Origin of the sequence: Muriicola sp. Z0-33, assembly GCF_026126425.1 — a bacterium.
Lineage (GTDB): Bacteria > Bacteroidota > Bacteroidia > Flavobacteriales > Flavobacteriaceae > JAFMPW01.
Map to the genome: position 1 here is coordinate 73,681 of NZ_JAFMPW010000007.1, position 20,343 is coordinate 94,023.

15 protein-coding genes are annotated in these 20,343 nt (G+C 39.5%); 9 read left to right on the forward strand and 6 right to left on the reverse strand.

Translation table 11 applies throughout. From position 1 onward, the window contains the following. Positions 1–76 precede the first annotated feature (76 nt). The 8 genes from J1G40_RS11230 (at position 77) to ctlX (ending at position 10,542) form a co-directional block, all read left to right on the forward strand. Complete coding sequence (locus J1G40_RS11230) at positions 77–1,624, forward strand: glycogen synthase (RefSeq protein ID WP_265242733.1); 1,548 nt, start codon at positions 77–79, stop codon at positions 1,622–1,624. 135 nt (positions 1,625–1,759) lie between these two features. Beyond that, positions 1,760–3,046 (forward strand): citrate synthase, encoded by a 1,287-nt coding sequence (locus tag J1G40_RS11235; protein WP_265242734.1) that lies wholly within the window; start codon positions 1,760–1,762, stop codon positions 3,044–3,046. A gap of 18 nt (positions 3,047–3,064) precedes the next feature. Continuing rightward, positions 3,065–3,979, forward strand: a complete 915-nt coding sequence (locus J1G40_RS11240) for a dimethylarginine dimethylaminohydrolase family protein (protein ID WP_265242735.1) — start codon at positions 3,065–3,067, stop codon at positions 3,977–3,979. 175 nt (positions 3,980–4,154) lie between these two features. Further along, positions 4,155–4,751 (forward strand): TetR/AcrR family transcriptional regulator, encoded by a 597-nt coding sequence (locus tag J1G40_RS11245; protein WP_265242736.1) that lies wholly within the window; start codon positions 4,155–4,157, stop codon positions 4,749–4,751. 124 nt (positions 4,752–4,875) lie between these two features. Continuing rightward, entirely contained in the window at positions 4,876–7,239 is a 2,364-nt protein-coding gene (locus tag J1G40_RS11250) for an efflux RND transporter permease subunit (protein ID WP_265242737.1), read from the forward strand. 43 nt (positions 7,240–7,282) lie between these two features. Further along, positions 7,283–8,056, forward strand: coding sequence for an outer membrane lipoprotein-sorting protein (locus J1G40_RS11255; protein WP_265242738.1), 774 nt, complete (start codon positions 7,283–7,285; stop codon positions 8,054–8,056). Between the two features lie 97 nt (positions 8,057–8,153). Continuing rightward, positions 8,154–9,359: a hypothetical protein gene (locus J1G40_RS11260; protein WP_265242739.1), complete on the forward strand. Its 1,206-nt coding sequence runs from the start codon at positions 8,154–8,156 to the stop codon at positions 9,357–9,359. 253 nt (positions 9,360–9,612) lie between these two features. Continuing rightward, positions 9,613–10,542 (forward strand): citrulline utilization hydrolase CtlX, encoded by a 930-nt coding sequence (ctlX, locus tag J1G40_RS11265; RefSeq protein WP_265242740.1) that lies wholly within the window; start codon positions 9,613–9,615, stop codon positions 10,540–10,542. 68 nt (positions 10,543–10,610) lie between these two features. On the opposite strand, the gene J1G40_RS11270 is transcribed toward ctlX, so the two are convergent. The 3 genes from J1G40_RS11270 to J1G40_RS11280 form a co-directional block, all read right to left on the reverse strand. Then, complete coding sequence (locus J1G40_RS11270) at positions 10,611–12,113, reverse strand: carboxypeptidase-like regulatory domain-containing protein (protein ID WP_265242741.1); 1,503 nt, start codon at positions 12,111–12,113, stop codon at positions 10,611–10,613. A 69-nt stretch (positions 12,114–12,182) separates the two neighbouring features. Continuing rightward, a complete protein-coding gene (locus tag J1G40_RS11275) occupies positions 12,183–13,616 on the reverse strand; it encodes an SDR family oxidoreductase (RefSeq protein ID WP_265242742.1) in 1,434 nt (477 codons plus the stop codon). Between the two features lie 68 nt (positions 13,617–13,684). Continuing rightward, positions 13,685–14,110 carry a hypothetical protein gene (locus J1G40_RS11280; RefSeq protein WP_265242743.1) on the reverse strand — a complete coding sequence of 142 codons (426 nt, stop codon included), beginning with the start codon at positions 14,108–14,110 and terminating at the stop codon, positions 13,685–13,687. A 185-nt stretch (positions 14,111–14,295) separates the two neighbouring features. On the opposite strand from J1G40_RS11280, the gene argS reads away from it, so the two are divergent. After that, positions 14,296–16,080 (forward strand): arginine--tRNA ligase, encoded by a 1,785-nt coding sequence (gene argS / locus J1G40_RS11285; RefSeq protein WP_265242744.1) that lies wholly within the window; start codon positions 14,296–14,298, stop codon positions 16,078–16,080. A 24-nt stretch (positions 16,081–16,104) separates the two neighbouring features. On the opposite strand, the gene J1G40_RS11290 is transcribed toward argS, so the two are convergent. From J1G40_RS11290 to J1G40_RS11300, 3 genes are all read right to left on the reverse strand, one after another. Next, positions 16,105–18,654 (reverse strand): TonB-dependent receptor, encoded by a 2,550-nt coding sequence (locus tag J1G40_RS11290; protein ID WP_265242745.1) that lies wholly within the window; start codon positions 18,652–18,654, stop codon positions 16,105–16,107. Then, complete coding sequence (locus J1G40_RS11295) at positions 18,635–19,546, reverse strand: FecR family protein (protein ID WP_265242746.1); 912 nt, start codon at positions 19,544–19,546, stop codon at positions 18,635–18,637. Before J1G40_RS11295 ends, J1G40_RS11290 begins: the two co-directional genes overlap by 20 nt. 214 nt (positions 19,547–19,760) lie before the next feature. Beyond that, positions 19,761–20,258, reverse strand: coding sequence for an RNA polymerase sigma factor (locus J1G40_RS11300; protein WP_265242747.1), 498 nt, complete (start codon positions 20,256–20,258; stop codon positions 19,761–19,763). Between the last annotated feature and the right edge of the window lie 85 nt (positions 20,259–20,343).

Consider the following 20,343-nt stretch of genomic DNA (forward strand, 5'->3'; position numbering starts at 1 on the left):
GTATTTTGGGATCGGTAGATATAGATCATCTATCTTAAATTATTAGTTCCAATCAGGAGCTAAAGGTAATCTGACTATGAATAACTTTTTATTTGTTTCGGCAGAAAACGATGCTATACCCAAGTGTAAAGCGGGTGGTATGGGTGATGTCGTCAGAGATGTTCCCAGGCAAATTTCCGAGCGGGGAGACAAGGTGCATGTTGTAGTACCTTCATATTCCAGATTGCACCAGGATGGGGTACTGCGTCAAACCTTGAAACTGGAACTTAGAGGAACAGATTACCTTGCAGAACTTTATGAAGTTGCACCCAAAAAAGAGTATAAAAATATCCATCATTATGTGATACACCATCCGGAAATTACAGCCGGGGAAATTGGACATATCTACCACGATGATCCGGAAGAACCTTTTTTTACGGATAATGTTAAGTTTACTATTTTTTGTACCGCAGTAGCGGAGGCTATCAATCAAAATGCCTTTGGCCAATTAGACATTGCTCATCTGCACGATTGGCACTCCAGCCTTTTACTCTTTTTAAAGACATACCATCCTCGGTATAACGCGCTAAAAAAGATACGGTTTGTCTATACCATCCATAATTTGGCTATTCAGGGGATTCGCCCTTTTGCTGATAATTATTCTTCCATCACCAATTGGTTTCCAACGGTCGCTTTTGATTATAATGCATTAAAAGATTATCGGTACGAAGACTGCATAAATTTAATGGCAGTGGGGATACGCCTGGCAGATGCAGTACAAACAGTTTCTCCTTCTTATAAAGAAGATGTATTAAAACCCAGCAAGCCGCCAGAATTTATTGGAGGTGAGGGCCTTGAGAAAGACCTGTTAGAAGCAGATAACCAGGGCAGATTGTTTGGTATCCTCAATGGATCTAATTATAAAAACATCCGAACGGCTGAGAAAGGCTTTCTCTTTAGAAATACGGTGAAGGCGCTTTTTGGTTGGTTACAGGAAGAATCAAAGAAGTACAAAGCGGATTTTCTTGCGCACACTGGTGAGAAAGTGATGGAGTATGTATCTAACAAACCCGAGTTTATAGTAGCCAGCGTAGCCCGCTTAACCGAACAGAAGTTTTATTTTATAAAACGTTCTCCAGAGGCCTTTGTGCAAATGCTAAAAGAGCTTGAGAAGGTTAATGGGGTGTTTATGCTTTTAGGTACGGGGGCTCCCGATTATGAGGAATTATTCAGGGATTTGAGCTATCAAAATAAGAATTTCATATTTACAAATGGCCAGTCTGAAGACCTTATAGACAGTATTTACCTGGAAGCTGATCTATATTTTATGCCTAGTCTTTTTGAACCCTGCGGAATAAGCCAGATGCTGGCGATGCGAAATGGAAATCCATGCCTGGTGCATAATACTGGAGGGTTAAAAGATACTGTTGATCATCTTAAAACTGGTTTTAGCTTTGATGGAGACAGCTACGATGATAAAATAAAGAACATGCTCGAGACCTTTGATACAGTGCTGGACATTTATAGAAATGACCAGCAACTCTGGAAAAAAATTCAGAATAGTGCTAAAAAGAAGAGGTTTACCTGGGAGAAATCTGTAGATACATATTACCAATACCTTTACGCCTTAAAGAACGGTTCCTGATAAGATGCTGATTTAAGGAAAATAAGATTCTATACTACTAATGTTAATAATCCCTTAAATGAAATTTGGGAATTGTTAAGGTCCCTTGTTTTTCGTAAATTTACATTTCTATTTTAATCCAAGAAAATTATATAAATGGCTGATAAAGCAACGCTTCACTACGATGGTAAAACCTATGAGTTTCCGGTTATAGAAGGAACTGAAAACGAACACGCAATAGATATTAAAACACTTAGAGCTGCAAGTGGCGGACTAATTACTATAGATCCGGGATATAAGAATACAGGTTCATGTGAGAGTGCGATTACTTTTTTGGATGGAGAAAAGGGGATTCTTAGGTATAGAGGATATTCTATTGAAGATCTGGCCGAAAAAGCAGATTTTCTCGAGGTCTGTTATCTTTTAATTTTTGGTGAATTACCCAATGTTGAAGAACTGGAGAAGTTTCACTCTGATATTAAAACAGAATCTCATGTAGATGAGGAAATGAAGAAGATATTAGACGGCTTCCCCAAGTCTGCCCACCCTATGGGTGTTTTATCTTCACTGACGAGTGCCTTAATTGCTTTTAATCCAAGTTCGGTAAATGTTTCTTCGGAAAAGGATATGTATCATGCTATCGTGAGAATTCTGGCTAAATTTCCTGTTTTGGTTGCATGGACCTTGAGAAAGAAAAAGGGTCTGCCCCTGGATTATGGAGACAGCAGCCTGGGATATGTGGAGAATATCCATAAGATGATGTTTAAAAAGCCAAATGAGGAATACAAAAAGAACGAGTTGGTTATTGAGGCCCTGGATCAGTTATTGATTTTGCACGCTGATCATGAGCAAAATTGTTCAACCTCCACTGTGCGGATCGTAGGATCCTCGCACGCCGGTTTGTTTGCCTCGCTCTCTGCAGGAATTTCTGCCCTATGGGGCCCATTACATGGTGGCGCCAACCAGGCAGTACTAGAGATGCTTCAGGCAATAGAAGATGATGATGGGGATACTAAGAAATATATGGCCAAGGCAAAAGACAAAGAGGACCCTTTTAGATTAATGGGATTTGGCCACCGGGTATACAAAAATTTTGACCCCAGAGCAAAAATCATAAAAAAGGCGGCAGATCAGGTATTGGGAGATCTTGGTATTGAAGATCCCATACTGGATATTGCCAAAGGGCTGGAAAAGGAAGCGCTGGAAGACGCATACTTTGTGGACAGGAAATTGTATCCCAATGTAGACTTTTATTCTGGAATCATTTACAGGGCCCTGGGTATTCCTACAGAAATGTTTACAGTAATGTTTGCACTAGGCAGGCTACCGGGATGGATTGCACAATGGAGAGAGATGCGATTAAATGGAGAACCCATAGGCAGACCAAGACAAATATATATAGGAGAAAACAGTAGGCCATTTGTAACTCTTAATGAAAGATAGTCTTACCTTACCCTATACATGTTACATCTAAACATTAAAGACGAGACGTCTCGCCTAAAAGCTGTAGTATTGGGAACTGCTAAAAGTAGTGGCCCGGTACCAAGTCCTGAAGAAGCTTATGATCCTAAATCCCTTGAGCATATTCTTGCAGGCACCTATCCCAAAGAGGCGGATATGATTAAGGAAATGGAAGCCTTTAAAAATGTTTTTGTTAAGCATGGGGTAGAGGTTTTCAGGCCTGAGGTGATTGAGAATTGTAACCAGATCTTTTCCAGAGACATTGCTTTTGTAATAGAAGATAAACTTATCAAGGCAAATATTCTCCCAAACAGGGAAGAAGAATTTGAAGCGATATTGCATGTATTAGAGTATATAGCCCCCGAAAATATCCTTTACCCACCAGAGGAAGTGCATATAGAAGGAGGAGATGTGATGCCCTGGAACGATTATGTTTTTATCGGCACCTATACCGGCCATGACTATCCCGATTATATTACTGCAAGAACCAATTGGGAAGGGGTAGAATACATTGCAGAAATGTTTCCCCATAAAAAGATAAAGGCTTTTGAATTACGGAAATCTATAAGCGATCCAAAAAAGAATGCCTTACATCTCGATTGCTGCTTTCAACCGATTGGAAAAGAGAAAGCCATTTTGTGTAAGGAAGGATTTCTGATAGAAGAGGAGTACCAATGGCTGGTTGATTATTTCGGCAAAGAAAATGTCTTCGATATCAGTGCTGATGAAATGTACCAGATGTGCAGTAATGTATTTTCCATTTCCCCTGATGTAGTGGTTACAGAACAACACTTCACCAGACTCAACAACTGGCTCCGTGAACAGGGATTTACTGTAGAACCCATTCCGTATGCCGAAGTATCCAAGCAAGGGGGGCTTTTAAGATGCAGCACTTTACCATTGGTGAGAGAATAGCTGGCCCTAATTGCCTAAGTTATACTTTCTAGACATTTTGGTCAAGGAACTTCTGCCTTGTCTCTTCTTTACATACTGTAAAATATAGATTCTAAAAGTATTTAATGAAATTTTAACGTCTTCAATTTGGATTACTAGATGACCGGTCATATTTTTGGGCTTTCGATATAGAATAATGCAGAAGACTCTGAAACACGAAATAAAGGCCGACTACCTTTTAGAGAAAGGAATTCATATTCTTTGGTCTAAAGGGTATAATGCGACTAGTGTTAATGATATTGTGATGGCAGCCGGAGTTCCTAAAGGCTCATTTTACTTCTATTTTGATAGCAAGGAAGATTTTGCCGTTAAGGCTATTGAAAAGTATTTTGAAGCGCAATTTTCACCCGCCAGGAAGATTTTGGAGAATGAGGATTTGTCGCCAAAGCAACGATTGCTGGATTTTTATCTGTACCGCTGTACAATTCTGAAGGAGGAGATGGATTGCAAGATGGGATGCCTTGCTAGTAATATTGGCAATGAAATGTCCGAACACAGTGAAAGTATAAGGCTAAAAATATTAGAAAAGGAGACTTTAGTACTTGCTTGTATAAGAGAGGTTGTTGAAGAGGCTCAGAACCGTGGCGAAATAGACGCCTCATTGGTTCCACAAGATTTAGTTGCTTTTTTGGAAGATGCTGGAAAAGGGGCGATGATTACAATGAAAGAAATGCAGAGTAGTTATCCGGTAGATAACTTTTTGCAAATGGTGAATAGAGTATTGTTTAAATAACTATTCAACGCAGTTTATAGCAATTCTGAAGGGGTACATCCCGAATTAATAATAACAGTAAAGACAGGATTAAATCAATTCACTAATTAAATAAACGACTGGTCAACTAGTCAATCTACAAACTATGAATGCACTTAAGAAAGCAGGCAATTTCGCCAATAAATTTGCCAAGAACTGGGCTCAATTGGTAATCAGATTTAAATGGCCCGTACTTGTATTAACACTATTGCTTGCCATCGGACTGGGTTCACAGGGCAAAATGGAGTTTGATGGAGACTATCATGTCTTTTTCAGTGAAACAAATCCTGAATTGGAGGCTTTTGATGCCTTACAAGAGAAGTACACCAAGGATGATAATATTATCCTGGTATTAGCTCCTTCTGACAAAAACATTTTTACCCGTGAAAATCTTACCGCTATAGAGGCATTAACTGCCGAAGCCTGGAATACTCCTTATTCTTCCAGAGTGGATGCTGTAACAAATTTTCAGTATACCAGGGCCGTAGGGGACGATTTATACGTGGATGACCTCTCTTATCAATCTGAAGATAAAACCGATGAGGAAATTAAGCAGATAAGGGAAATAGCACTTAAGGAACCTTTATTAGTACATCGGATAATTAATACTGAAGGGAGTGTTACGGCTATCAACGTAACTGTAAGGCTCCCCGGGGAAGATAGTGCAGCCGAGATACCTGAGGTTACTGAGGCTACCCGTAAAATGGTATTAGAATTTCAACAACAGTATCCTCAGTTCGAAGTATATACTACCGGGCTGGTACCTTTGAATACTGCCTTTTTTGAATCCGCTCAGAACGACCTGGCGCTTATCGGGATCATGCTCATCATAGTGTTCATTGTTACCTTCTTGTTAACCAGGAATATATTTGCAACGATAGCTACCATCTTTGTGGTGCTGTTCTCTATTATCAGTGCTGTGGGATTTGTGGGGATTACCGGAATTAAACTAACCCCGCCTTCGTCTGTGTTTCCAACGATGATACTCACCCTGGCAGTGGCAGACAGCATTCATATTCTTATAACCATGCTGCAAAAGGTGAGAAACGATGGATATAGCAAGAAAGATGCCTTGGTAGAAAGTATGCGTCTCAATTTTATGCCGGTTTTTATAACCAGTTTAACCACAGTAATTGGTTTTCTTACAATGAATTTTGGCGATGTACCACCCTTTTGGCACCTGGGGAATATAACGGCATTTGGGATGACAATGGCCTTCTTGTATTCTACAACTACCCTTCCTGCTTTAATGGCTATTTTTCCAATATGGAAGAGTAAGAAAGTAGTGAAGAAAGAGAAAATTGGTTGGTATTCCAGAATGGGACATTTTGTAACCCGACAACCGGCCCGCCTTGCGATTATTTCACTGGCGATCATAGCTGTACTTACTTTTTTGGCCACCAAAAACGTATTTAATGATGAATTTGTTGAATACTTTGATACCTCTGTTAAATTCAGATCCGACAGCGATTTTATCAATGATAATTTAACCGGGTTTTACAATGTGGAGTTTTCTGTAGGCAGTGGAGAAAGTGGAGGAATTAACAACCCGGAATATTTAAGGAAACTAAATGATTTTGAGAACTGGTTAGATGAGCAGCCGGAAGTGGTTCATGTTAATGCCTTTAGTGAAGTAGCCAGGCGTGTTAACAGGTCTATGCACGGCGATGATCAAAGCTATTACAAAGTACCTGCCAACAGGGAGGAAGCGGCCCAGTATTTACTGCTTTATGAACTTTCATTACCCTTTGGCCTTGATCTGAACAATCAGATTAATGTAGACAAGTCCGAGACCAGGGTGACCGCTACTCTAAAAAATATTTCAAGCGCAGAGATGATAGCCTTTTCAGAAAGATCTGAACAATGGCTGAAGAATAATACAGACAAACCAATGCACGCCCTAGGGGTGAGCCCTACAATGATGTTTTCCAAGTTAGGATTCAGACAAGCAGATAGTATGTTTAATGGCAATATCATTGCGTTGATCTTAATATCGCTGGTGCTGATGTTGGCACTTAGAAGCTTAAGATTAGGATTAATGAGTATAATCCCCAATGTTACCCCTGTACTGGTAGGTTTTGGTATATGGGCTTTATATAAAGGTCAAATCAATACTGGGATGGTCATTGTATTCGGGATGACCCTGGGAATAATAGTTGATGATACGGTTCATTTTATGAGTAAATTCCTAAGGGCAAGAAGAGAACTGGGATACGACTCCAAACAAGCAGTTATCTATGCTTTTGAAACGGTAGGCAGGGCTCTGGTAACTACAACAATTGTTTTAGTAGCCGGATTTGCAGTGCTGTCTACCTCCGCCTTTGCCCTGAATAGTTATATGGCCAGGATTACTGTAATTATTATTCTTTCAGCTTTAATAATCGACTTTATCTTGCTTCCGTCACTCTTAATTTTGATCAACAAAAAAACAGATGAAGAATTGGAGACAAATAAATTGAAATCAGAATAAAACCAGATAAGTAATGTTAATTTTAAAATTAAATAGCAACATAATGAGAAAATCAATTTTAGCCGTTATAGCCATAGCCACAATACAATTTGTTACTGCCCAAACTCCGGAAGAGCGAGGACTTCAAATTGCCAAGGCGGCCGAAGAAGCAGATCTTGGATTTAAAAGTTCTTCGGTAGAATTAAAAATGATACTGAAGAACAAGAATGGGCAAACCAGTGAACGTACCATGACCACCAGAACTCTGGAATTAACAGAGGACGGGGACAAGTCGCTCATTGCATTTAATAGTCCAAAGGACGTCAAAGGTACCGCCACCCTCACTTTTACACATAAGGTGGGTTCGGACGATCAATGGTTGTATCTGCCTTCTATTAAGCGCGTAAAAAGAATATCATCTAATAACAAGTCGGGCCCCTTTGTGGGTAGCGAGTTTGCCTATGAAGACCTGTCTTCACAGGAAGTTGAAAAGTATACCTACAAGTTTTTGGAGGAAAAGGGGAATCTTTTAATCGTAGAACAAGACCCTGTAGATCCAAAGTCCGGATATACCAGAAGGGTGGTCACCTATAACCAGGACAAAGGATATAGAATTGAGAAGGTAGAATTTTACGATCGTAAAAATGCGCTACTCAAAACTTTGACCTATAGTGATTATAAATTGTATAAAGATAAATTTTGGCGTGCAGGAACCTTTAATATGGTTAATCACCAAAGTAATAAAGAGACCTTGTTAAAATTTAGCGATTACAATTTTGGGATAGATCTTTCGGATGAAGACTTTTCACAGGTTGCGCTGCAAAGAGCCGGGAACTAATTTTCTAATAAAGTATAATCTCAAAGGCAGGAACTGCATTTATTGAAACTTAAGAACAGAATTCAGATGTTGTTACTGTCTTTTTGACCACCAGGGTATGAACCATAAAGGAATTATTGCTTTTATTTTATTAATGTTTACTGGGCACAGCTGGGCACAGGAAGATACTTCTCAAAAGGTATCTCAGGATTTGGAGCTGGAAGTAGAAGCGGAATACCGTTACTTTCTGGATGATGCTGCTTATAGCGATCAGCAAAGAAATTATCCGTCAATTGCCTTTAGGCCCGCCTATAGTCTTGAATGGAATAAGGGTTATGAACGCATTAATTTTCAGGGATTCTTTAGATTAGACAGGGATAATGAGCGAACCCATGGCGATATCCGGGAACTGTATTATCAAAAGGCAAAAAATAACTGGGAGCTTAGTCTGGGCCTTAAAAAAGTGTATTGGGGTGTTATTGAGAGTAATCATTTGGTAGATATAATCAACCAGACAGACGCGGTTGAAACCTTTGACGGAGAAGAAAAACTTGGGCAACCGATGGTGCAGTTTAGTTATATTACTAACTCAATTGGAACCTTTGAGCTGTATTATCTCCCCTATCATCGCAAACGTACATTTCCCGGAAGAGAGGGCCGATTGAGGTTTGGGACCGTCATAGACAAAGACGATCTGAGTTATGAAAGCGGGGCCGAACAATGGCGGCAAGACCTTGCGGTGCGCTGGAAACATTATTTCGGAATTTTTGATTTGGCTTTTTCACATTTTTATGGCAATGGAAGAGAACCTTTATTTGTTTTTGACCAGACAGGAAATATTAATGCCTTTTACCCGGTGATTAACCAGACAGGCCTGGAACTGCAGGTGACTCATGATGCTTTTCTTTGGAAATTAGAGTCTATTTACCGTTCGGCAGAAGCACAAGACTTTTTAGCCTTCGCTGCCGGGGTAGAATACACCTTTAGTAATATTGATGGTAATGGATTGGACATAGGTGTTTTGGGCGAGTATTTATATGACGAAAGAGATGAATTGGCTTTGACTGCTTTACAGAACGATCTTTTTATTGCCAGTAGAATTGCATTTAACGATATCCAGGATACTTCCATACTATTTGGAGGCATCAAAGACCTGGAGTCTAACAGCACCATTTTTAGCCTGGAGGCCTCCAGGCGATTTGGCAGTAGTTGGACCGCTGAAATAGAAGCGAGGATTTTCAACGATATTGCTCCTTCGGAATTAATTCTTTCCAACTTCAGGGACGATAGTTTTCTCCGGATTGCGATTTCAAAGTATTTTTGAAAAACTACCAACCTTGCTCCGCACACAAAAGGCAGGTTATTGTTATTAAAGGTCACCACATTTAAAGGTTGCTACACAAAACATGCTTAAGTGCTTCTTCTTAAGGGCATTATTAAGCTGGTAAAATAGTACCCTTGCAATTACTATAAAGGTCAATTAGGGCGATATGATTTCAGCAGTCTTAAATGCTTAATTGTTGTAAAATGAAACCGGAAATGGTTAATTTTACTAACCAATATTCAGGGTATTAGAGATGCAGATTACAAATACAATTTTAATGATTCGGCCGGTGAATTTCAGGATGAATGAGCAGACGGCCGTCAATAATTTCTTTCAGGAAGACCTGGACCTTAGCAAAGCGGCCATTAATAGCAGAGCGCAACAGGAGTTTGATGCATTTGTTGATATTTTAAGAGCGAAGGGGGTGGACGTAATTGTGGTAGAAGATACAGAAGACCCTGATACCCCGGATTCTATATTTCCAAACAATTGGATCTCTTTTCACAAGAATGGTACAGTAGGTATATACCCAATGTTTGCCGTAAATAGGCGTAACGAGAGAAGAACAGATATTTTAGATATTCTGGAAGAAAAAGGGTTTAGGATAGATAATATCATGGATTATACCACGGCTGAAGAGGAAGGATTTTTTCTGGAAGGAACGGGAAGTATTTTAATGGACAGGGAGAATCAGAAGGCGTATTGCGCGCTTTCGGAGAGGGCTCATGAGGAACTGTTTATAGAGTTCTGTGAGGATTTTGATTGTATGCCGGTGATTTTTACTGCAAACCAGACTGTAAATGGGGAACGTTTACCCATTTATCATACCAATGTTATGATGTGCCTTGGAGAACAAATCGCTGTTATCTGCCTGGATGCCATTGATGATAAAAAAGAAAGAGACAATGTAGTAAAGCACCTTAAAGAGGATGGGAAAGAAGTGGTGCCTATTACTGAAGAACAGATGCACCATTTTGCAGGGAATATGCTCCAGGTGCTTACCAAAGATAATCTACGCCTTATGGTGATGAGTTCTGCGGCCTTTAATAGTTTGTCAGAACAACAAAAAGCAATAATTGAAAAGTCTGGTGAAATAGTGCATAGCTCTCTGGACACTATTGAGACTTGCGGCGGAGGTAGTGCCCGTTGTATGATGGCCGAAGTGTTTTTGCCCAGGTCTTAGGAAAAGGCCGATTGTATTTCCAATCCGGTATTTAACTGCGGATTGCTACGGGCTTTATCTAATAAGACTTATTCTCCTTCTGCAACAACGAACTCTTTGAGTGCCGCATTGGGCTCCATAATACTGTATCCTTGCCAGAATTCCGGATTATATCTGGCCATATAGGTGGCTTTTACACTTTTGTCTTCCTTGTAGTCGTCAAAACCTTGCTGGTCTATCAAGTTATTCTCAAATACAACTAATTCCCATTTATTGGTGTTGGTCATCCTGAAGTCGATATTCAACCTTAACTCGTTTTGTTTTCTCCGGCCTTTTACATGCTTGTTTTTTTCGATGACATCTAACGGGCGGTCAAATCTGAACCAACGCCCAAAACTAAAATCGGCAAATTTTAAATCGTATTTACCATTTTCCAATTTGGTGAAACGCATAGAACCCTTATAGAGCGTTTCACGGTAAAAAATACCCAATAATCTGAAATTCCGGAGATTCTTAAGGTTTACAAAATCGATCCGCATCACTGCAAAATCCTCAATATTTATATACAACTTCCCCTTAAAATCGGCGCTTCGTTTGGGAGTAAAATCTATTACATAAACCCCGGCATCATCAATTTCCGCGTAGCCATCAATCTTAAATTCATACTTTCTGTATTTATCTACAAGATTGAGCTTGGTATCCTCCTGGTAGTAGAGTTCATTTAACAGCTCGTCAAAAATATGTTTTTGGCTGTCTACCAGACCTGAAATAGTGTCGTTTTTAATTTCATTTTCCAGTTCCCTGGCTTCTTCTTCCTCCAGATCACTCAAAATAGAATCTACCTGCACTTTCTGACTAAAGATCCCCGACTTAATTTTTAGATAGGAATCTGGTTTCACGTTTTGTTTAAACATGGTCTCCATGCGTTTTCCAAGATCTTCAAAAGACCCGATATCTTTTTTGTCGTAAAGTTCTGCCGCCTTTAAGACAGCTACTTTGTAGGCCTTATCCGTTTTGTAGAAGTCGCCCAGAGTTTCACTGTAGTGGTAAGAATTTAAGGGAATGGCCCTGGCGATACTGTCTATCAGTTCTTTGTCCAATTCTTCAATAGAAGATTTTTCAAACCCGAAATCTACCTTATTAATATTTCCAAATATGGATTGCCTCAGAAAGTAGCGTTGCCTGATGGGGTCGTGATTGATATTTTGTGGTAATTGGGAAATCATTTTTTCTATGATCTCTTCCGCATCTAATTCCTTATTAAATAGATACACTCCACTCAATTCTATAGGTTTCGGTTTAAGATATAAAACACTATCAAGCCCCTGGCCTATATGTATAGCTGTTTTTTCATATCCCATACTAGAGATATAAATAGAATCCTGCATGGCCTCCAGCTCTTCTAAAGTGAGGCTAAACCTCCCTTCATCGTTAGTTATTGTTCCTTTATGTTCCCCTAACTGTATGGTGGCATAAGGAACTCCCTCGCTGGTTTTTGCGTTAACTACTTTAGAGTTTAGGTTTTGGGAAACAAGGCTAAATGAGGTCAATAACAATAGTAAGACAACTAAATCTGATCTGCGAATATTCATGGATGTCCAATTAAACGGCAATGATATTATAATAGACGTAGAAAATGTATTAAAAGTTGCCTAAAATTTTTATTCGCTGTTCTTTTTAGCAATATTTTTTATCATACCTCCAAAAATAAAATAATGAAAAGGGAGTACGCTGTACCAATAAAGCCGTCCTTTTAGTCCTTTTGGCCTGAATGTAGCCGTTTGGTGTAAGACATTGTTCTTATCAATCTTGAACTCGAGCCAGGCTTCTCCCGGCATTCGCATTTCGGCAAAAAGGAGTAATCTGCTTTTATCCCTGTCAGCCAAAAGTACGCGCCAAAAGTCTAAAGAATCCCCGGTAAAGATTTTATCGGGGTGGGTGCGCCCCCTTCTCAGGCCTACTCCCCCGTTTAGTTTGTCTAGAACACCTCTTATCTTCCAAAGCCAATCTCCATAATACCACCCATTGGTGCCGCCAATTTTCCAGATATTATTTAACGTGGCTTCCCGGTCCTTAATTTTGATTGTTTTTTCATCTTTAAGCACCCCAAATTTGGGTACCTGTATGTGTCTTTCGAGCGTCTTTTTAAACCTGCCACTAACCATGCTATCTTTCCAACTGCTTACTACCAGATTTTGCTCAATTTTTTTAAAGGCCATGTCTATGGCCTCCCGGTAGGTATGTGTTTTAACCTGGAGCAGCTCTTCTAATCTGTTGTCTTTTGCGATTACCTCTACCTTCATGCTGTCTACCAGGTTTAGTGCCAGTTTATAAGAAGTAGAAGTTACAAAGTATAGCCAGTAGGAAGATAGTTTTGGTGTCATTACTGGTACTGTCATAATCCAATTCCTGAATCCTCTTGCCTGCGCATACTGCTGCAGCATTTGTTTGTAAGTAAGCACATCCGGACCGGCAATATCAAATGATTCATTGAAGGTTTCGGAATGCCCTAAAACCCTTGTCAGAAAATAGATGACATCCCTTATGGCTATGGGCTGTGTTTTTGTGAGCACCCATTTAGGAGTAATCATCAATGGTAGTTTCTCACATAAATCCCGGATGATTTCAAAGGACGAACTGCCAGAACCCACTATGATCCCTGCACGTAAGACTGTCAGATTAAAATTACCTTCAGATAATATTTCTTCCACATTTTTCCTTGACCACAGGTGTTTCGAAAGGTTTTTTTCATTGACTATACCACTTAGATAGATCACCTGATTTACGGCTGTGCCTTCTAGATATTTGTTGAAATTGGCTGCTGTAATGGCTTCCATTTCGTCAAAATCTGTGGTGGAGTTGCTCATAGAATGTATAAGAAAATAAGCCACGTCTAAATCTTTGGGAAGTACATCGGGAACTACGGGTTCCAGAAAATCTATCTCTATAATTTCTACGGCATCCCGCGTTTCCTGATCAATAGATAAACGCTCTTTATTCCGCACGGCGCAAACCACTTCGTGCTTCGCAGCAAGCAATTGAGGCAATAGCCGCATCCCTATATATCCATTGGCACCGGTTAACAAGATCTTCATTTCTGTTTTTGAATTAAAGTGGTTGGAGTCTCGGGCTTTATCTTTGTCAAAGTAACCGTTTTTGTAATTTATAAATCTTCTATGGAGGTTGGGGCATTATCTGCTTTATAATTCAGCATTTTTTTAAAGAAGCGCTGTATCGCCTTGGTATCGGATCTTACTTTTATAAAATGGTGATCCCTGTAAATAGCATAAATGCCAAGATCACCTTTGTAAATACTCAATTTGTAATAAGGGATAACCAACGCAAAAGTCTCCAGCAACGACCTAAAACGGACAATAATCCCATTTGGTCTCATTTCAACATTGCAGCTGTTGAGGTTGTTATCCAGGAGCAACAAATTGCGAATTTCCAAACTGCAACCCGTAATAAACAATTTGGGAGAGCCAATACCCCCCATGTTCCAGCGCTCTTTAAGGGTAAAAGGTTTACCCACAGCCGCGTCTACCTTTCTGGTGATCTCTTTGTTGTTGTATGAAACATTGAGTAGCATATTAATGCTCCTGATTATTAATACTCTTGGAGGTAAGGACAAGAATTGTGTGTGGTTTATAGTTCATCTGACAATCTTTTTTCATAAAGTTAATTAAATCTGTCTACAATTATTTTGAAGCATCTACTTTTCAAGGTCAAAGCGCAAAAAATGATTAGTTTTGCACCTTCAACTTACCGCAGTTTATGAAGATAGAACAACTACTTACGGCAAAGGTAAAAGAAGCCGTATCTGCCATTTTCGAAATTGAACTTCCAACCGTGGAATTTCAACCTACAAGAAAAGATTTTGAAGGCGATATAACAGCGGTAATTTTTCCTATGCTACGTTATGTAAAAGGCAATCCCGAGCAAATTGGGAAACAGATAGGCGAGTACTTAAAGGAGCAGCTGGGCGAAGTTGAGGATTATAATGTGATCAAAGGCTTTTTAAACATTGTTATAGACGATTCGTACTATTTGCAATTCTTTAATTCGATTCTCGATACCTCTAATTATGGTTTGGGCATCTCCAGTGCAAAAAATGCCGTAATGGTAGAATATTCTTCTCCCAATACCAATAAACCCTTGCATCTGGGACATATTAGAAATAACCTTTTAGGGTATTCTGTAGCCGAGATTCTTAAGGCATCCGGTAAAAAGGTGTATAAAACACAGATCATAAATGATCGCGGCATACATATCTGTAAAAGTATGCTGGCATGGAAGAAATGGGGAAAGGAGGAGACTCCAGAAAGCAGTGGGCTAAAGGGAGATAAGTTAGTAGGTAATTATTATGTTGCTTTTGACAAGGCGTACAAAGAAGAAGTGAGCAAATTGGTAGCTGAAGGGGTTGCCAGAGAAAAAGCAGAAAAAGAAGCACCTTTACTACTGGAGGCTCAGAATATGCTTCGCAGTTGGGAAGCAGGAGAAGAAGAAGTGGTGGGCCTATGGAAAAAAATGAATGGATGGGTCTATAAAGGTTTCGATGAGACGTACAAGAATCTGGGAGTAGATTTTGACCAGTTGTATTATGAAAGCGACACCTATCTATTAGGTAAAGATGTAGTAGCAGATGGCCTCAGCAAAGGGGTATTTTATAAAAAGGAAGATGGCAGTGTCTGGATAGATCTTACAGAAGAAGGACTTGACGAAAAAATTGTGTTGCGCTCAGACGGGACAGCGGTTTATATGACCCAGGATATTGGAACGGCTATCCAACGGGTTAAAGATTACCCGGATATAGGCGGACTGGTGTATACCGTAGGAAATGAGCAGGATTATCATTTTAAGGTGCTTTTTTTAATTCTGAAGAAACTGGGTTACAGTTGGGCAGAACATCTATATCACCTTAGCTATGGGATGGTAGATCTTCCCAGCGGTAAGATGAAGAGCAGGGAAGGAACCGTTGTAGATGCAGATGATCTGATGAATGCAATGACCAAAACGGCCGCAGATATTTCTGAAGAACTCGGGAAATTAGATGATTATACTGAGGATGAAAAAAAAGACCTTTATAAGATGATAGGCCTTGGGGCATTGAAATATTACATCTTAAAAGTAGACCCCAAAAAAAGGATTCTTTTTAACCCGGAAGAATCTGTAGACTTTCAGGGGAATACAGGGCCGTTTATTCAATACACTTATGCCCGGATACAATCTATCCTAAGAAAAGCGGATAAACTCAGTATCTCAGGAACTGAAGTGGAAATGCAACAAGATTTGCATCAAAAGGAAAAGGAATTACTAAAACAATTGCAATTGTTTCCAGAGACCATACAATTGGCTGCAACAAATTACAGTCCGGCATTAATAGCCAATTATACCTACGATTTGGTGAAGGAATTTAATTCGTTCTATCAGCAGGTTTCTATTCTTGGTGAAGCAAACGAAGAAAAAAAGACCTTTAGGGTACTCTTATCAAAAAAGGTAGCTGAGGTAATTAAAACGGCTTTCGGACTATTGGGAATACAGGTGCCACAGCGTATGTAAGCACGCACCTCCGGACTTCTTTAATTAAAAACTTATTCTAAAACTCACGTTGGGGGTTAGGCCCAGGGAGATGTTTTCTACTTTTTCTATCTCGCCCTGATCATTTATGCGGTAGTAGGTGTTTAGAATGTTCTTTTTATTGAGCAAATTTAGCACTGAGGCACCTGCAGAGGCCCGTATGCCGGGACTTATGTCGAAATCATAAGTAGCAGAGGCATCTGCCCTGAGATAATCTGATAACCGACTGCTGTTTGGTGCCTGAAAATTAATGGTATTTGGAAATACCGTGGTATTTATTGAATTGGGAGCCCTTTGTGGTTCTGTATAAGGTTTTCCTGTTCTGTAGTTTAAACCTACACCAAGCTTAACTTTGTTATAGGTATAGGTGCTGGCAAAAGTTACATTATGTCTGATATCCAGATTGTTGGGAAAATTAGTGGGATTAATATCTTCAAAAGTGTAATCGTTCACGTTATAAGTATAACTCAACCAGCTGCTGAATGACCTGCTTTTATGATTAATCAGAAATTCTACCCCTTTAACATCATAATTGCCAATCTCACCATTGAACTGATCCTGATTCTGAAATCCCTGGGTGGCAGTACTTATACCATCTACTTCTTTATAAAAACCTTCTAAACTGGCATACCAACTATCTTTATCGTAATTGATGCCCATGGATACCTGCTTACTTCTGGTAATGGGTAGTGCATTTTGCTGTCTTGTGCCCGAAGGGCTATCAGAGAGCATCCACCTTCTTTTTTCGATCCCAAGAAAGTTTTGTTCCAGGTCTATGATCTGATTGGTGGATTGGTGTTTGAGTTCCCCCAGAATTTCCAATCTGTAGTGATTAGAAAAGGTGTAGTTGAGATTTAGACGCGGTTCTACCAAGACTTCCGAAAAGGTATTCAGGTTTTCTACGTGATTAATTCGTGCACCCCCTTTGGCCCTGAATTTTAAATTAGGAGATAAATATCCCAATTCTGAAAAAACAGCATGGGTCCTTACAACCCCTTTTGTGCTATTATTAAATGGAGGTTGGGAAACATCGGTAAAGTTGGTTATCCCTACTTCCGTAAACTGGTAACCATTTAACCAATCCAGTTGGTCACTGATGATATAGTTGGTATTTAGTTTTAAAGATGTTTCAATAACCTCATTGTTCTGTGATAGTACCTGGGCTGCATCATTGGTACTGATCCTTGAATCCAGGTCGTATCGGGTGTAGTACCCATTAATAAGTGAAGTAAACTTTTCGGACCAGTTACTCTCCAGGGTACCGCCAAAAGATAAATTGGTCTGATCCAGACTGCTCTGATTGGTTCTTCCACTGTCTCCGGAGGTCTCTGTATAATCCAGGTTGTTATTGATATTTATAAAGCTCAGTCGCAGTTTCTGGTTGTCATTATAATCATAAAGGATTTTCGCTGTGAAATCGTAGAAATAAAAATTGGCATCCCTGTCTACTACATCTGTATCCTGAAAGGTCCTCTCAAAAAACTGATCATAGGTTGGGGTATTCAGAAAATCGGTCACAGAACGTCTGGCAGAAAACTGAATGGCTAAATTATCACTAAGTGGAGTATGACCATAAATATCACCGCTGATAAGATTAAAACCGGCCCCTCCAAAATACTCCGCTTCCACAGTATTTTTTGTTCTCATATCTATAATACCGCTTAGTCCCTCACCATATGCCGCACTGGTGCCGTTTTTTATTATCCGGACTTCGTCGGTAAGATATGGGTTGAATGCCGAGATTAATCCAAAAAAGTGCCCGTTTTGGTACATTTTTATGCCATCCCATAAAATGAGGTTTTGATCGTTTGTCCCCCCTCTGATATTAATATCAGAGACCGTTTCGTCAATACTCTTGATACCGGGCAGGGCTTGTACTGTATGCAGAACATCGGGTTCTGTAAGTCCTGGCAGTATCCCAAATTCTTTGGTGTTGAGTAAAATGCTTGCATCCAATTCCTTGGTCAGACCTGAGGTAAGGAATTTGAAAACCACCACTTCTTCCAGCTGCTGATAGCGTACGCCCAACAGAATAGGGGTACAGGGATTCTGATTTACAAGATCCTCGGCGGTGATATACCTTGTTTTATATCCGAGATGCTTAATCCTAATTGATGCTTTTCTGGGAATATTAGAGAGGGAAAAGGAGCCATCGAGGTCTGTAATTGTAGCAATACTGCTGCCAATGACCTCCACAGTTGCCCCGGTAACTGTATTTTCAGCATAATTATCGAGGACAAAGGCGCAAATATCAACTAGATTGCTCTTACTTAGTGTATAATATCGATCACTGAGTTTTTTAATAATCAGCTGGGTTTCATCCTGTATCTGCCGTAAGATCTTATCAAGGTCCTTACTCTGTGGTATGTTGATGATAATAGGACGCAAATCCTCATCCACATAAGAAAACTTTACATCAAAATCACCTTCAAGCTGCTGTATATATGGAATAAGGTATGTTGTAGTTGTGTTAGAGGGCTGTTGTGCCATGCCCATAAAAATGCCTGATATGAGCAAACAACATAAAATAACCTGTTTAAGGTGCGTTTTCGGCATAGATCAGCACTTTGTTCTCCTCTAAATTAAACTTTATATGAGAAGGAGTACTAATACTTTGTAACGCCAAATTTACGTTTGTGTTGCTGAAAGTACCTGTAAAAAGTTGATCCAGATCAATATTTTTGGTTTCAACCTCAATATTGAATTGCCTTTCAAATTCATCTAACACAAAAGCCAGGGGAATACTTTTAAAGGAACTTTCATTATTCATCCATGAAGGAACACTGCTATTCGGGGTCTCCGGGTGCTGTATTTCTCCGTTAATAACTATAAATGAAGTGCCGGCAGGTAGTTTGGTTTCAGTACCATTATATGCCACACTGACCAGGCCTTCATAACAGGTTACTTCAAAAAAGTCTTTTCTGTTTTCTACGTTAAACTGAGTACCCAATACGGTAACGAGGCCATTTTCGGTTGCCACAGTAAATCTTTTACCCTTGGCCACTTTAAAAAATGCTTCCCCTTCTAATTTAACATTCCGGTCTTTATCCCATCGTTTTTCACTATAGCTAATTTCCGATGCTGCATTAAGAATTATTTCTGATGCATCCGGAAGTATTACTTCTGTTTGCTGGGCATACTGAGTTGTGACGGTTATATCTAAAGAATTTATATAGAAGTACGCAACGGCTACAATTGCAGCCACTGCTGCTGCAAGGCGCATTACTTTTTTCATCGGACTTAACCTGATAACTTTAACCTCTTTTTCAGGTCTGTTATTTCTCAAGTCATCAAGAGCTTTCTCGATATCAAATTTTGGAGGCTCCAGGTCAGCGGAAACATCCAATATTTTCTTATAAGTAGCATATTCGGCAGTTTTCTCAAACTCTGCCAATTCTGCTTCTGTAAGCTCGTTATTAAGCCATTTTGCTAAATAATTCTCTTTCATCTCTCTTTATTTTACTTTCCTTTAGATCAGATGTAATCTGCTTTCAACCCTTCCGTTGGCAATTTCATCTGAGGAAACTCTCATTTCATTATTTCTAGCTTCACATCATTATAACAACTAAGTTCCTCATAACCCTACTTTTTAATTATAAAATATTCACTTTCAGGTCACAAACCCCCATTATTAATGCCATCGCAGCATAGGGTCCCCGATCTTAGATCCCGTCTATCTGCTCTCTCAGGGATTTTAGTGCTAAATGCATTCTTTTTTCAATCGCTTTTACGCTAACCCCTTCTAAATCAGCAATTTCAGCATATTTTTTGCCGTCTATGCGGTTTAAAAGAAAGGTAGTCCGTTGATTTTCCGGCAAACTATCCAGTGCCCGGTCCAATTTATCCTTGAATTCCTTCTCTTCCATAACATAATCGGGAGATTCATGGGTGGTTTTTTCTGATTTATCCGCGTATTTAAGCCTCACTTTTTCGGCTTTGATAACATTGAGATACATGTTGTTGGCCACAGTATAGACATAAGATCTTGCCTTGTCCGGACTAACCTTGGCACAGTTCTCCCACAACTTTACAAAAGCCTCTTGTACTGCGTCATGGGCTTTCTCTTCATTGCCAAACTTATAATATATGTAGTTAAAAACCGTTTTAGAATTAGTTTTGAAGAGGGAGCTGAATACTTCTTCTTCACAGACGTTATCCATAGTTGCGCGATTCAAATGATTGGCTCCCCCAAAGATATTTGAAAAAAATTAAAAGGAGTAGGGTAATTCAATGGATAATTGTTTT

Excerpts from the sequence above, each read along its gene's own strand:
- J1G40_RS11230 (WP_265242733.1), top strand. The coding sequence starts at position 77 with ATGAATAACTTTTTATTTGTTTCGGCAGAAAACGATGCTATACCCAAG.
- J1G40_RS11235 (WP_265242734.1), top strand. The coding sequence starts at position 1,760 with ATGGCTGATAAAGCAACGCTTCACTACGATGGTAAAACCTATGAGTTT.
- J1G40_RS11240 (WP_265242735.1), top strand. The coding sequence starts at position 3,065 with ATGTTACATCTAAACATTAAAGACGAGACGTCTCGCCTAAAAGCTGTA.
- J1G40_RS11245 (WP_265242736.1), top strand. The coding sequence starts at position 4,155 with ATGCAGAAGACTCTGAAACACGAAATAAAGGCCGACTACCTTTTAGAG.
- J1G40_RS11250 (WP_265242737.1), top strand. The coding sequence starts at position 4,876 with ATGAATGCACTTAAGAAAGCAGGCAATTTCGCCAATAAATTTGCCAAG.
- J1G40_RS11255 (WP_265242738.1), top strand. The coding sequence starts at position 7,283 with ATGAGAAAATCAATTTTAGCCGTTATAGCCATAGCCACAATACAATTT.
- J1G40_RS11260 (WP_265242739.1), top strand. The coding sequence starts at position 8,154 with ATGAACCATAAAGGAATTATTGCTTTTATTTTATTAATGTTTACTGGG.
- ctlX (WP_265242740.1), top strand. The coding sequence starts at position 9,613 with ATGCAGATTACAAATACAATTTTAATGATTCGGCCGGTGAATTTCAGG.
- J1G40_RS11270 (WP_265242741.1), bottom strand. The coding sequence starts at position 12,113 with ATGAATATTCGCAGATCAGATTTAGTTGTCTTACTATTGTTATTGACC.
- J1G40_RS11275 (WP_265242742.1), bottom strand. The coding sequence starts at position 13,616 with ATGAAGATCTTGTTAACCGGTGCCAATGGATATATAGGGATGCGGCTA.
- J1G40_RS11280 (WP_265242743.1), bottom strand. The coding sequence starts at position 14,110 with ATGCTACTCAATGTTTCATACAACAACAAAGAGATCACCAGAAAGGTA.
- argS (WP_265242744.1), top strand. The coding sequence starts at position 14,296 with ATGAAGATAGAACAACTACTTACGGCAAAGGTAAAAGAAGCCGTATCT.
- J1G40_RS11290 (WP_265242745.1), bottom strand. The coding sequence starts at position 18,654 with ATGCCGAAAACGCACCTTAAACAGGTTATTTTATGTTGTTTGCTCATA.
- J1G40_RS11295 (WP_265242746.1), bottom strand. The coding sequence starts at position 19,546 with ATGAAAGAGAATTATTTAGCAAAATGGCTTAATAACGAGCTTACAGAA.
- J1G40_RS11300 (WP_265242747.1), bottom strand. The coding sequence starts at position 20,258 with ATGGATAACGTCTGTGAAGAAGAAGTATTCAGCTCCCTCTTCAAAACT.